The sequence below is a fragment of the Megasphaera sueciensis genome (assembly GCF_050219315.1).
In the GTDB taxonomy this organism is placed as follows: domain Bacteria; phylum Bacillota; class Negativicutes; order Veillonellales; family Megasphaeraceae; genus Megasphaera_A; species Megasphaera_A sueciensis.
In genome coordinates this window covers 586,388-600,336 of the sequence record NZ_CP116939.1, presented here as the reverse complement: position 1 = coordinate 600,336, position 13,949 = coordinate 586,388, and the positions used below count along the sequence as shown (strand labels likewise).

Sequence of the window (13,949 nt, the reverse complement as noted above, 5' to 3'; positions counted from 1 at the left end):
ATAACTAAAATGGTATGTAAATCATAATATGGATCACGTTTTATGTTTTTAATCCGAAAGATTTTTTTACTATTTCCATAAATTTTTAAGACAACTCTCCCGAAATTCCAAAATAAACTATGTATAATAAAAGTTACTTTCAAAACAATTATGTTCTCCCTGTTTACCGATAACAGTAATTTTTTGTTCTTTAAGATTAACTGCACCAAATAGATAAATTGTTTCATCTTTTATCGTTTCTTTTGAATAGTTTATAAAAAAATCGGTAAAATCTTTTTCTTGATATATTTCAGGTAAACAATCTATAGCAAACGCACAATACCGTGAAGCATTCATATGTCCATTTATATCTATATCTGAAAAATAAACATACCGTTTGCCAAGAAAAACTAAGTCATGCGGTATACTAATTTTCCCCAGTTTCCTATAATAGCCGCTTTCTTGTCTTGTACTCTCTGGACGCAGTGTAAATTTTTTTGTCCGGATAATTTTATGTGATTTATAATCAACAAGCAACCATGAACTGTATCCTTTTATAAGAATTTTTTTATTTTGCGCGGTTATATTATACGCGCGTGTCAATTGAAACGGTCCCGGCTTTTCCTCCCATGTGCTAATTGTGATACGATCATTTGCACGAGGAAGTGAACAAAAATGAAACATAATACGAGAAAGTAAAATAGTAACACCATGATTATGCAGTATTTTTCTTGATAACCCTTGTCGGGTATAATCTTCATCGGCAATGCTTGTAGCGAGACGTAATAATTCAAAAATATTAAGCTGTCCCCGAACATTACATTGACAAAGATCAATATTTATTTCATTATAAAATGTAAGATTTTTATCATACCAGTGATTATATGTAATCATTTTTCCCTCCACACTTTCAACTCTTTTTCTTTATGATAAATTCTAGAAAAACTTGAGAATAAACGCAAGGAAAAGCAGTTTATGACAAAAAAGCCAAGTAAATTGATATCACCATTATATCTGATAAAAATGTTTTTTATGTGCAATTTTACTGTCATTAATTGGTTTCAATGCTGTGCTGGAAAATATTTTTAACTTTTTAAAGTATAAGCTACTTAGTCTCTGATAAGTAAAACTAACTTGGAAAAAATCTTAAACTACTACAAAAAGAGCCACTTTAATAAAAGTGGCTTTTACCAATTACATTCCATTTTTATTTTATTTCCAATAATCCTTTTTTATTATACCATTAATTGAAGATAATATCAATATTTGATGACACCGTGTATGTGTCTGTAGGTTTGTCAAACATATATTTTTGTATTATTGTGCAATATTAAACATTTTTAATCAATCAAACAATACGTTATTTTATGTAAAAATGATTATATAAACAGTATTTTTTTTACTCATATCGCAACGCTTCAATAGGGTCTAATTTTGCGGCCTTACGTGCGGGGTAAATGCCAAAAAATAAGCCGATACCCACCGAAAATCCAAAGGAAAGAATAATAGGAGCCGCCGTGATAACCGTAGTAAACCCACCGAACTTTGAAATGAGCAGTGAGGTGGAGATACCAAAAACGATACCTAAAAAACCGCCAATGACACCGATACTGATCGATTCAATTAAAAATTGCATCATAATGTTTTTAAAGGTTGCCCCCAATGCCTTACGGATTCCGATTTCCCGAGTTCGTTCTGTAACGGATACCATCATGATGTTCATGATACCGATTCCTCCGACAATAAGTGAAATCGCAGCAATACTTCCTAAAAACAAGGTAAGCATGGTCGTTGTACTGTTCATTGTTTCCATAAGACTCGTTAAATTGCGAACAGTAAAGTCATCTTCTTTATTGCCGATAATGCGATGTCGCTGCCGTAATAAAGTTTCTATTTCGTTTTGTACTTGATCCATTTTATCCAGACGCGATACTTGTATGTTAATAGATTGTATATAGGTGATTCCCAATAACCGTTCTTGTGCAGTAGTCAGCGGAATCAAGATAACATCATCTTGATCACGTCCCATCGAAGATTGTCCTTTACTCTCCAAAACGCCAATAATTTTATAAGGTGAAGAATCAATGCGGAACGTTTTCCCCACAGGATTAACCGTACCAAAAAGATTCGCTGCAACGGTCGTTCCAACTACAGCTGCCCGTGTACGCGTACTAAGATCACTTTGTGTAATAAAAGCCCCCGTCGATACCGTAAGATCACGGATCGCCATATATTCCGGCGTGACTCCGTAAACAGAAGTATTCCAGTTTTGATTGCCATACACCACTTGATACGAACTATTTACGGTAGGTGCCACATAATCAATATTTTTAATTTTTTCCTTGATTGCCTCCGCATCTTCAAGTTTCAGTTTTTGACTGGACCCAGCAGCAGAACGGACTCCGCCCGAATTAGCAGAACCGGGCATTACAATAAGCATATTGCTACCCAAACTGGCAATAGAATTAGTCACTTTTTGCTGCACGCCCATACCGACGGATATCATGGCAATAACCGCACCCACGCCAATGATAATACCAAGCATGGTCAATATGGAACGTAATTTATTGGATAATAATGCGTTAAACGCAATTTCAATACTTTCCTTAAACAACATCCATCGATACTCCCTTTCCTTCATCTCTGGTAATTCTGCCATCACACATAAGCAGCTGCCGATCAGCACATGACGCTATTTCCGGTTCATGTGTTACAAGAATGATAGTATGGTGACGTGCGTGAAGTGTTTCGAATATTCCCATAATCTCTTTTGTAGATTTTGTATCCAGGTTTCCCGTCGGTTCATCTGCCATGATAATATGGGGATTATTAACTAATGCTCTGGCAATAGCAACACGTTGCTGTTGCCCTCCGGATAATTCATTTGGCTGATGATGTGCCCAGGAATCGAGTCCTACAGAAGTCAGCAGTGCTATAGCCCGTTCTTCCCGCTCCTTTTTGCCAACACCGGCATATACCAGCGGAAGAGCTACATTATGTAAAGCGGAAATGCGCGATAACAGGTTAAAATTTTGGAATACAAAACCGATCTTCCGGTTGCGAGTCATCGCCAAATGATCATCGGACAACCGGGAAACCTCTTCGCCATCCAGTTCATAGATGCCGCTTGTAGGGCGGTCCAGACACCCCAAAATATTCATCAGCGTCGATTTCCCGGAACCGGACGGACCCATCAAAGCAATAAAATCTCCTTCTTTAATAGTAAGAGATACGTTGTTTAAAGCTGCAAAATTTTCGCCGCCTATATGATATATTTTTTTTATATCCTGCAAATGCATCATTACCTTATCCATACTACGTACCTGCTTTCTTTACATGGGCGGCGGTCCGGCCTGATTTTTATTGGAAGAAGCGGCAGGTGCAGTGTAAGCAATAGAAACAGCCTCTCCCTCCTGAAGACCGCCGAGAATTTCGACATCATCCCCGCTGTAGATCCCTGTTGTTACAGGTGTTTGCTGAGTTTGTCCCGATTTGTCAACAAGCAGGACATAGGTTCCCTGGTCATTTGTTTTTAAGGCCGCAATAGGAATGCACAATACATTATTTTTTTGCGCCGTAGTTATTTCTACGCGTGCCGTCATTCCCAGCCGTAATATGTCCTCCGGATCATCGATATCCAATGTGACATAATAATAGATAACGCTACTGGAGGAAGACGATGCCGAAGAGGAGGAAGAAGAAGATGCCGAAGTACTGGAAGACGATGTATCCCAAGTGTTATTTACATCGGTCTGGGAAATACCAGACACGCGCGCCGTAAACGTTTTTCCCGTATAGGCATCCACTGTAAAGGTTGCGTCTTCCCCCACCCGGATATTGCCGATATCCGTTTCGTCCACTTTGGCACGTATTTGTTTCTGTGTAGAATCAGCAATATTCATAATGACTGTCGGATTGCTAGTCCCCTGCACTGCCATCGTTCCCGATGACTTCGGTTCGCCCACAACGATACCGCTCATCGGTGCGGTAATCACAGTTTCCGCCACGTCTGATTCTGCTTCGGCCAAATCACTGACTGCTGTATCATAATTGAATTGCGCATCATCTAAATCCGATTTTGTTCCGGCTCCCAACGTATATAACCGTTGAGCCCGCTCCAACTTGATTTTTGTATTGGTAACTTTGTACTGTGCCTGATCCCGTTTGGCCTCGTAATCCTTACCGTCCAGTATCGCCACGGTTTGACCCGAAGTAACCGAATCATTTTCCTTTACAAGAATAGACTTGATACGCGCCGTGATTTTGGCACTCACTTCCACGGAATCGATAGGACGAATCGTACCGGTAGCAGAAACGATGGTTTTTAAATTTTTGCGGCTTGCTTCCGCCGTTTCGACTGCAGTCGCTTTCTTTGCGCCTTCCTGTGTTTCATAATATGTATATCCGCCAAAAATACACCCAATGGTAACAATAACCGCTATCCCTATTTTAATGTTTTTATTCATATATACAACAATCCTCCCTGCCTCGTATCTATGTAAACAGTATACCATATTTATGAATACTATAAAAAATATTTTATATGAAAAAACAATTCCCGGCTGCCGGAAAATAATGTTATTACAACAAAACAGCTCAGGAAAAAGCATTTACTTTATTATACAGTATACAAGGTTACGATTTGTTAACAAAATAGTATACATTTCATGTATTTTCTTGAATATATAATAAAAAGCAGTCTTCTTCATTTTCGATATATGTAATCCATATGTTAGATACGAAAAGACGGTACTACTTATGCTAAAGACAACTATTATTTTCCAGTGGCATGTGATAAAATAAGATGTTAATTCTATATAGATTCGAGGTAATTATGGCTAATAAACTTGTTTCCGGTACATTGATCCTAACAGTTTCTCTGTTTGTCGTCAAAGCTATCGGCAGTATCAACTGGATCATCTTATCACGCATCCTTGGCGGTGAAGGCATTGGTATTTACCAGATGGCTTTTCCCATTTACTTATTGGCACTGGAAGTATCCAGTGCGGGTATTCCTATCGCTATTTCCATTATTACGGCGGAAAAAGCGGCTAAAGAAGATTATGCCGGAGCGCAGCGAATTTTCCATGTATCTCTGACCATGCTCTGCATAACCGCATTGATTCTCAGCGTCCTGGTCTTTTTCGGTTCCCGCTGGCTGATCGAATACCATATTATTCGTGAAAGCCGGGCGTACTATTCTCTTATCGCCTTAGCCCCGGCCATCTTTTTTACGACGATCATCGCCGGATACCGCGGGTATCTCCAGGGATGGCAGAAAATGACTCCTACTGCCGTATCCCAGATTGTAGAACAATTAGTCCGCGTAGGCGTCATGCTTGGTTTTGCCGCGTTATTACTGCCGTACGGCCTGGAATATGCCGCCGGCGGGGCCAGCTTAGGTGCCGGAGCCGGCGGGGCGGCAGCCTTGCTGGTCCTGCTGTTTTATTATTACAAATTAAAACACCGTTTGCCCAAAAACGGCCCCGTTTTTCCCCAGGAAAAAATCAGTCATATCTTAAAACGCCTGGTAGTACTGGCTTTGCCTATTTCACTGGCCAGCATCATGCTTCCCGTTGTATCCAATTTAGATCTGCTCATCGTGCCGCGGCGTCTGGAACTTGCCGGATATGCTACGGCCCAGGCTACGGAACTGTTTGGGTATTTAAACGGCATGTCTGTACCGCTTATTAATTTAGCTACTATTCTGACCGCCTCTATGGCCATGAATCTCGTTCCGGCCATCAGCCATTATCATACGCTGGGAGACACGGAATCGGTCTACGATAAAACGGCCAGTTCCATGCGTGTCGCCCTGCTGGCGACGATCCCGTTCAGTGTTATGCTCTATGTATTAGCTAAGCCAGTCGTAACATTCATCTACAATGCTCCGGCAGCTACCGACGCTACGCAGGCCATTGCTCTGGCGATCGTTTTTCTGGGGCTGCATCAAGTCAGTACGGGTATTTTGCAAGGATTGAAGATGCCGAAGATCCCTGTCATAAATATGGGAATAGCCTGTGTGATCAAAGTGCTGTGCAATTGGTTTCTCGTCGCCATTCCGACGTTGGGTATTATCGGTGCTTCGTATGCCACCGTTGCCGATATCGGCGTCGCTGCCGCTTTAAATTTGTTTTTCATTTATAAACACACCGGGTATGCCATGCAGCTCAAAAACGTATTGAAAAATATCGTTTGTGCCGCAGCGATGGGCATCGCCATGCAGGGCATCTTTCAGTACACAGAACATATCGGCCTGTTTTTGAGCCTGCTGCTCACCACCCTGTTGGGAATAGCCGTGTATATTGGTTTAATGACCGCCTGCGGCGGTGTCACACGAAGCGATGCGGAAAAAATCCCCGGCATCGGACGATTTTTCTGAGCATGCCTTTGCCCTATCGGCAGCCACAAAAAAAACGCCAGCTTGACGATGCAACGTTCCCGGAAAATGGACGTGCCGTCGGCGGCGTTATTTTTATGTTTTTTTATGGCTGCGGCACATATTTCGCTGCCGGCTTACACCATTCCGTATGAGCTAAATACGCGTGTGTATCCCAAAGCAAGGCCGAAAAAGCAGAAAAGATAAGACGGAATTCAAAGTGTTCAAAACTCATAGGCCCTTCAAAAAAAGGAACACGATCTAATTCATACGGATCATCCCAAGGATAATCCCGTCCTGTATTTACGGTAAAAGCGACGCAGTACCCCGCAGCTTCCGTTTGGGTTTTGACCAAATCATTATACTTTCCTTCGGGATACGCAATACAGGTAATCGGTTTTCCCAGTTTTTGTTCCATAAACTGTTTAGACTGAGTAAGTTCGTACTTCATACGTTTTTCATCAAACCCGGTCAGCGGCTTATGGCTGATCGTATGAGAACCAAATTCCATGCCATTTTGAGACATGGACCGCACTTGATTCCACGTCAGATACCCTGGTTTTTCCATCAAATCCATAATGAGAAAAATCGTTCCGGTCATATGATATTTCTTCATGATAGGATAGGCACACTCATAATTATCTATGTATCCGTCATCAAACGTGATAAGTACCGGTTTGTCCGGCAAAGGTCCTTCTCCCCGCATATACTGAATAAATTGTTCCTGCGTAATAGAATGATAGCCGCGGTCATGAAGATACTTCATTTGCTCTTCAAAATCGGCCGTAGTCATGGTAAGCGCGGTTTTATATTTGTCATTGACTTGATGATAGTTCAAAACCGGAACACCGGTCAGATGATAATTAGCCGCTCCAAAGTACCAGTATGAAAAAATACCGGCCATCAGAACCACTAGTGCCAACACCATACCGACTATCCAGCAAATGATCTTTTTCACTATTTCCTCCCGGAAAACGTTAAAAATTCAATAGTACAGGTACTAGAGTACCACATTTTTTCTGTCATGACAAGTGATTTTATGACGATATTGAGAAAACAAGACCCTCGTGCATCGTACAAACAGAATTATTTTAATTTCTGTATTGTTTTGGGAAATTTATTCTCTTGCAGCCACGCTATATCGGTTTGTCTTATGGCCTTTTGTACTTCGCAGACACAAATATACTCCATCTGGGCCAGCTCTTTTGCCGTAGCCAGATAGAGGGTCTCTTCATAGAGGTAATCCCGGAGTTCTTGTTCATCTATATCGTCTTGCATGGCAAAGCGCATATCCTCCGAAGCTTGCAGCTTGGTCAAGATCTGCAGCCAATCCGCGTATTCCTCCTCCGTCAGGCAAAAATATCCAAACTCATCGGACGTGAGCACCTCCTGTGCGCAAACGACCTGCTTGGCATAGTCCAAGCCCGTACTTCTATCAATAACGTGGAGCTGCCGTTCTTCCCCATCTACGTATACTTTCACAGCGTTTCCTCCTGTCTCTGACAAAAATAGGCTTCCCCTGCGGGAAGTCTAAAAATTTTATATTCCCCATCTTTTCTGTTTTCTTACAATATAAAAATGGAGGTAACATTAAAGATTTTTTTTATTTTTTCTTACATATTATATAGTATACACCGACACAGTGTACTTGAAAAGAAAATGTTAAATATAACATTTCAACTACATCATCTTTTGATTTCATGGATTAACAATTTTCTTGGCATTCGGTAGCACCTATTTCTACTGGATAAACAAAAAACATCTATCCCGCATACAATAAAATTTCAGACAGTATGACTGAGGAAAATAATCAGTGTAGACATCATTACAATAGAAACCAGAATATATAGGGAACTAATGCATGCGGCCACTCCGATATTTCCTTTTAGCTTAGCCGTATAGTAACAAGCCATTCCGGCAATAGGTGAAAAAAGCAAAATGTGTAGTGGTCAAGCATTTTTGTAACACTTGAGTCTACTTTTTTAACGTCTAAATCTGGCCTCAAATGGAGTCATATTGTTGTTGTAAGAATGGGGCCGTACATGGTTATACCAAATATAGGCAAAATCATGGACAGCTTGGTCAAGTTCTTTCTCCGAATGGTAGTAATGTAAGTTGATCTCTTCATTTTTCAGCGTGTTGTAATATCTTTCCATGGGTGCATTATCATAGGGACAGCCTGCTTTACTCATGCTTTGGGTTATTTTTACCGACTTGCAGAAAGAGACAAACTCCTTTGAACTAAATTGTGCCCCCTGATCACTATGAAGGATAAGCGGTTGTTTAACCGCCGCTTGAGAATTCAGCGCCTTTTTCACAGTTCGAATAGCAAGATCACTCGTTAGTTCTTTTCCATTTATACTGGCAACGACACTGCGGTCATAAAGATCCATGATGGCACAATTATAACGCGGGCGGCCATCTGTTAAAAATAAGTACGTAAAATCGGTACACCATTTGCTATTCTTTGATTCAGCAGTAAAGTCTTGATGTAAAAGATTAGAAAATATCTTATGCGCTTTCCCTTTTACATAGCCTGGTTTTTTCCGCCTTACAATGGATTTTAAGCCTAACTGCTTATTCATATATTTATGAATGGTAGTTTTACTTAAATAGATATTTTTTCGTGCTAAAAACACCCGCATTATGCGGTGGCCTATCACGCCATTCATATCGTGATATAACTTGCTAATGACCTTCAGAATCTTTGTTTTCTCAATGTATTTTTGCTTCTTTTTATTTTTGATGAAATTATAATAAGCGTTTGGACTTAACTTGAATTTCCGCAAGAGCCACCGGAGACCAAACTCTGGGTGATATCTTTTGATAAACTGATACCTTTTTATTCGATTTCTTTCGCAAAGAATGCCGCCGCTTTTTTTAGGAAACGATTTTCCTTTTCCACTTCTTCTAGCTGCTTCCTTAGTTTCAGGCTTTCTTTCATATAATCATATTCTGATTGGCTGCTTGCTGTTGTTTGGCATTCTTCGCGATATAACTTAGTCCATTTTGATATAGCGGCTTTTGATACACCATATTCATCGGCTAGCCCTCTTAAGCTCCGTCCTTCTTCTAAATGAAGGCGAATTATTTTCTTCTTAAATTCTTCATCATATTGCTTCATGTTTATCCCTCTTTCTCTGATAGATTCATTGTACTCTATTAGACAGAGGTGTTACAACTTCACTATACCACTACAATGATCAATACCCGTTTGATTTCCATCGGATAGTCCAAAAAAAAGTAAACCCCCGCAGCCATCCCCGCGGCTCCCATAAAGCGAACGCCTATATCTGTATAAATAACGCGGAGAAAATCTTTTTTTAACGAAATGCCTAATGCGACACCTATCATCATCATGGATAAAAAAGTATTGGCCGATGCCGGAATAGAAGCCCAATGGATAAAAGAGGACGGTAAGGTGATAGAAAAAAATGCCAGTAAGAGCATGACGATATATGATAATACAGGGACAGAAGACAACACCGAGCGGCACAGCAAATGAAAAATATTTTCCCCCTCCTGCCCTCGAACACAGCACGCTAACCCATAGGCAATGCCTAAACACATAATCGAATTGCCTGCATCGAAGAGGCATACGATCAATACAGCGGCACTATCAAAAAAATAGGAAACAAAAGGCAATGCAAAATTTCCAATATTGAATCCGTTTAAATTGAGCATATAAAAACTTTTTTCTATTTTGTCTCTGCCCAGGATATACCCCAGTCCAATAAAAATAAGATTACATACAATAGCTAACACACTAATATATAATAAACGACCTTCAAAATGGACTCCGTTCAAATGAATGATAATAGCTGCCGGTAACGTAATATCAAATACAATGGTTGAAATGGTATTAAAAGACTCCCGGCTAAATAAGCCTAATTGTTTTAAAATATATCCGCAGGCAATAAATGAAACGAGAGTACCTGCTTTGGCGATGGTTTCTATCATATATCAATAAACTCCTTTGCAACACGCAATCCATAAAAACGCGGTCGTAGCCAAGACGGCCGGAAACAGTCAACACTATGTAGTACAGCAACCGTATTACTATAGCACGCTATCCCATTAAATGCAACTATCCGCCATCCATTAACACACTGGACAAATAAAAACTATCGCCACCCCGGTATTAGGCTGACGATAGTTTTTATTGTTTTTTCAGGTAATGCTCCACAAAAAAAGACCACTCCGAAGAGTGGTCTTTTGAGACCGTATTTGATAGATTAGAATACGAATACGAATTGTGCACGAGTTTCTTCGTTAGGATCCTTGGTGCCGTAAGAGGAATCTTTGAGGCTCGAAGCAAAGGACTGCATAACGGAGAACATGACGTTCTTGCCGATCGTGTAATCCACGCCAACACCCCAGGATTTAACGTTATCGAGGAGGTTAGCTTGTCTCCAACTGTTCGTGGAGCCATACAGTGCATTCGGATCTGCATTGATGTATTCCAACCATGCATCCCAGCTGCCCGTCTTATTGAAAGCTGCTGCACCGTAAGAAAGCTTAGCACCCCATAAGTTAGCATCATCATCAGTTGCAGAAGTAGTTTGTTTCTTAACCTTCTGATAATCGCCAATCAAGTTCCACTGGTTACCCAACTGGAATTTCGCATAGCCGCCAATAATCTTGGAAAGATTTTGCGTTTTAGCAACGGAATCATTGAAAGCATTGTAGTATACGCCAAAGCCGACTTTATTGAACGCGCCCTCGATTTCGCCATAACCGGTCTGTACACCTACTAAGGAATGAGTATTAGTTGTCACTCCATTAGGAGTAGTTGTAGTAATCGGGGTAGTATGGTTGAAAGTATTATTGTTGTAAACAATATTACCATCACCATCTTTGTAGTAACCAGTATAGCCAGCACCTTCTTTAAATTCACCGAAGCCGCCGGTCAAGGTGAAGTTGCCTAATTTGTACTGGCCCTGCATGGCTTCGAATACATCACCGTACTGCAAGCCGAGGCCATTGCCGAGGTTGTAAAAATCCCAGCGGCCGGCTTTTACGTTGAAGTTCTTGGTGAGATCGGACGTAACATAGGCATCATCCACAAAGATAGAATTAGTATCTTTATCAGCAGCAGTAGTGTTATCACCATCAAAGAAAGTTTTGTTGTTGGTGCTGACACCGAGAACGGCTTTGGTCTTGTCGTTGATGTAGGCATTGGCACGGAGACGCATCCGATACTGGAACTGATCACTGGATACGTTGTTACCGCCATTACGAGTAAAGGCATCGGACTGGTGTTTGTAACGAATACGGAAATCACCGGTCATCTTGACGTTGCCGACTTTTTGTTCGAGGTTGCTTACGCGAACGCCGAGGCTGTTGAGTTCATCAGCATATTCGTCAGCCAATTTGTTGATCATAGCGCGTTGTTCTACGGACGCTTTGTCCATGTGCGCCATGGCTTTTGCTGTCATTTCAGCCGCTTCATACCGCGTGATGTTGCGGTTGCCCTGGAAATAGGTACCGTCCACGCCCTGGATAACACCGGCGTCAGCCAATTCTACAACGGATTTGTATGCCCAGCTGTCGGTCGGTACATCAACGAACGGGTTGGCAGCGAATGCGCAGGTAGCGCCTACGGCCATCGTAGCAACTAAAGAAGCCAAGATTTTCTTTTTCATAAAATAAAACCCCTTTTCTGAAAAAATATGTTTGTAATACTTGCTCCGTTACAGTGCGAGCTTCTGCATATTCCTCAAGGGTTCATTGGCGAGTTGTCCTAGTTTCCTCTCTTTTACTGCCTTGAGTATGCTGCTGTCGGCTCTGAAAGATGATACCTACGTACACACGAACACATACCTTCAGTATTCAGCTTCCGTACTATCATCTTGTTGCTATTATATCTCAATGTTTCCTTTTTGTAAAGCTTCACGTATTATTTTGTATGCATTTTCCAGATGTACTGCGATGATTTTGAGAAAACTATTCCATGATCTATAGTTTTCCGTCAGTGCCCTAGCACGTTTCCGTCTATGAAAGAGCCAAGAAATGGAACCTTACTTTTGTATATCGAAAATAAACGATACAAACGGCGAATGCAAAAAAAGAATATCCGTCTGCCTTCGCCGTCCGCTGTTGTTACACTTTATTGACTTCATGCGGTTTGAACCGGGTGGACATGGGGTTGTCCTCCGGCTTGACTTGTCCCATTTTACCGAGCTGGGCATGCTTGCTCATAAAATAGGTGTGCAGCAAGGATTCCGGTATCTCGCCCAGGGGTTCTCCCAAAAACTTTTTATATACTTTCTGGATCGCCGGATTTTCCCAGCTGGCTTTGATTTCGGTTGCCGCATCGCGGGCATACAAAGCCTCCATCCGTGCCTGCCGCGCGGCCTTGACTTGGGGCAGTTTCATTTTCGGCTGACCGCCGCCGCCGATACAGCCGCCGGGACAGGCCATTATTTCGATAAAAGAGTAATCCTCAAAGGCATTGCGAACAATCAAATCATCAATGAACCTTCTGGCATTGGCAAGTCCGCTGATGGCTGCCACATGGATCACAAAATGGCCGAACGTGACCGTTGCTTTTTTTACTCCTTCCAGTCCTCGCACGGGTTCAAAAGGCAGAAAAATAGCAGGCGCTTTGCGGCCGGTAAACAGGTAATAGGCTGTCCGCAAGGCGGCCTCCATCACCCCGCCCGTATTGCCGAAAATGATACCGCCGCCGGAAGCCCGCCCGAATACCTCATCAAAAGGGGAATCCTCCAAGGCATCAAAATCAAGGCCCTCGTCCGTCATCCACCGGGCGAGTTCTCTCGTGGTAATACAATAATCCGTATCCCGAATACCGGGAATATCCCAATACTGCGACGAAGCATTCAACTCGGGCCGGCGTATTTCGGCTTTTTTCGCCGTACAGGGCGTAACACAGACATTGACGATATTTTCAGCTTCTATATCTTTCATTTTTGCAAAATATGTTTTAATGACCGTGCTTAAAATACTGATCGGACTTTTTGTGGTCGATAAATTGGGGATCAAATCCGGATAAAAAAGCTCCGCAAATTCTACCCATCCCGGGCAGCAGCTGGTAAATTGCGGGATGGGAGCTTCTTCTGACTGCAGGCGGTTGAGCATTTCCGTTGCTTCCTCCATAATGGTCAGATCCGCACCAAAGTTTGTATCAAATACATAGTTGCCGCCGAGGGCCCGCAGGGCAGCCACCATTTTTCCCTCCACAAACGTACCAAAGGGTTTGCCGAAGGCTTCTCCCAATCCGACACGCACGGCCGGTGCCGTTTGGAACACAACGATTTTTTCCGGATTTTTAACAGCTGCCTTTACTTTTTCAATTTCCGAGACTTCGGTGATCGCGCCGAACGGACATACGGCAGCACATTGACCGCAGTGCACGCACATCGGCACATCTCCCGTACTGGGAAGATAATAATGATCAAGAACAGTCATTTCGTTCGCACACGTACGGCGGCACAATGTACAGTTTTTGCACTTACTTTCATCGAATTGCACAGCAATATTGTGCTCGTCGATGGGAACTCGACGAGGAATTTCTCTGAAACGACTTGTAAATGTAGGCAATGTATTCTCTCCTTAGGGGTAACCACTG

11 protein-coding genes are annotated in these 13,949 nt (G+C 42.0%); 1 reads left to right on the top strand and 10 read right to left on the bottom strand.

Annotated features, from left to right (window positions below; translation table 11 throughout):
• Window positions 1-117: 117 nt before the first annotated feature.
• The 4 genes from NXG62_RS02920 to NXG62_RS02905 all read right to left on the bottom strand — a co-directional run bounded on the left by NXG62_RS02920 (window position 118) and on the right by NXG62_RS02905 (window position 4,445).
• A complete protein-coding gene (locus tag NXG62_RS02920; RefSeq protein WP_427113499.1) occupies window positions 118-873 on the bottom strand; it encodes an acyl-ACP thioesterase domain-containing protein in 756 nt (251 codons plus the stop codon).
• Between the two features lie 505 nt (window positions 874-1,378).
• The gene (locus NXG62_RS02915) at window positions 1,379-2,596 is read right to left on the bottom strand and encodes an ABC transporter permease (protein ID WP_427113498.1); all 1,218 of its coding nucleotides are present in this window, start codon (window positions 2,594-2,596) and stop codon (window positions 1,379-1,381) included.
• Window positions 2,586-3,293: an ABC transporter ATP-binding protein gene (locus NXG62_RS02910; protein ID WP_427113497.1), complete on the bottom strand. Its 708-nt coding sequence runs from the start codon at window positions 3,291-3,293 to the stop codon at window positions 2,586-2,588. Before NXG62_RS02910 ends, NXG62_RS02915 begins: the two co-directional genes overlap by 11 nt.
• An 18-nt stretch (window positions 3,294-3,311) precedes the next feature.
• Entirely contained in the window at window positions 3,312-4,445 is a 1,134-nt protein-coding gene (locus NXG62_RS02905) for an efflux RND transporter periplasmic adaptor subunit (RefSeq protein ID WP_427113496.1), read from the bottom strand.
• 368 nt (window positions 4,446-4,813) lie between these two features.
• Between NXG62_RS02905 and NXG62_RS02900 the strand changes: the two genes are divergently transcribed.
• A complete protein-coding gene (locus tag NXG62_RS02900) occupies window positions 4,814-6,361 on the top strand; it encodes a putative polysaccharide biosynthesis protein (RefSeq protein ID WP_427113495.1) in 1,548 nt (515 codons plus the stop codon).
• Between the two features lie 103 nt (window positions 6,362-6,464).
• On the opposite strand, the gene NXG62_RS02895 is transcribed toward NXG62_RS02900, so the two are convergent.
• The 6 genes from NXG62_RS02895 to NXG62_RS02870 form a co-directional block, all read right to left on the bottom strand.
• Entirely contained in the window at window positions 6,465-7,316 is an 852-nt protein-coding gene (locus NXG62_RS02895; protein ID WP_427113494.1) for a polysaccharide deacetylase family protein, read from the bottom strand.
• A 128-nt stretch (window positions 7,317-7,444) separates the two neighbouring features.
• The gene (locus NXG62_RS02890; RefSeq protein WP_427113493.1) at window positions 7,445-7,840 is read right to left on the bottom strand and encodes a hypothetical protein; all 396 of its coding nucleotides are present in this window, start codon (window positions 7,838-7,840) and stop codon (window positions 7,445-7,447) included.
• A 500-nt stretch (window positions 7,841-8,340) separates the two neighbouring features.
• Window positions 8,341-9,482 (bottom strand): IS3 family transposase gene (locus NXG62_RS02885; protein ID WP_427112051.1). Its coding sequence is split into 2 segments (ribosomal slippage): window positions 8,341-9,230 and window positions 9,230-9,482, totalling 1,143 coding nucleotides; the frame shifts between segments, so codons are not numbered across the junction.
• A gap of 62 nt (window positions 9,483-9,544) precedes the next feature.
• A complete protein-coding gene (locus NXG62_RS02880) occupies window positions 9,545-10,318 on the bottom strand; it encodes an AEC family transporter (protein WP_427113492.1) in 774 nt (257 codons plus the stop codon).
• A 275-nt stretch (window positions 10,319-10,593) separates the two neighbouring features.
• Window positions 10,594-12,003 (bottom strand): S-layer homology domain-containing protein, encoded by a 1,410-nt coding sequence (locus NXG62_RS02875; RefSeq protein WP_427113491.1) that lies wholly within the window; start codon window positions 12,001-12,003, stop codon window positions 10,594-10,596.
• Window positions 12,004-12,460: 457 nt separating this feature from the next.
• On the bottom strand, window positions 12,461-13,921 hold the full coding sequence (locus tag NXG62_RS02870; protein WP_427113490.1) for a [FeFe] hydrogenase, group A: 1,461 nt from the start codon (window positions 13,919-13,921) through the stop codon (window positions 12,461-12,463).
• Window positions 13,922-13,949 lie beyond the last annotated feature (28 nt).

Bases quoted from the DNA above. Each gene is read 5' to 3' on its own strand.
- NXG62_RS02920 (WP_427113499.1), bottom strand. From the start codon at position 873: ATGATTACATATAATCACTGGTATGATAAAAATCTTACATTTTATAAT.
- NXG62_RS02915 (WP_427113498.1), bottom strand. From the start codon at position 2,596: ATGTTGTTTAAGGAAAGTATTGAAATTGCGTTTAACGCATTATTATCC.
- NXG62_RS02910 (WP_427113497.1), bottom strand. From the start codon at position 3,293: ATGGATAAGGTAATGATGCATTTGCAGGATATAAAAAAAATATATCAT.
- NXG62_RS02905 (WP_427113496.1), bottom strand. From the start codon at position 4,445: ATGAATAAAAACATTAAAATAGGGATAGCGGTTATTGTTACCATTGGG.
- NXG62_RS02900 (WP_427113495.1), top strand. From the start codon at position 4,814: ATGGCTAATAAACTTGTTTCCGGTACATTGATCCTAACAGTTTCTCTG.
- NXG62_RS02880 (WP_427113492.1), bottom strand. From the start codon at position 10,318: ATGATAGAAACCATCGCCAAAGCAGGTACTCTCGTTTCATTTATTGCC.
- NXG62_RS02875 (WP_427113491.1), bottom strand. From the start codon at position 12,003: ATGAAAAAGAAAATCTTGGCTTCTTTAGTTGCTACGATGGCCGTAGGC.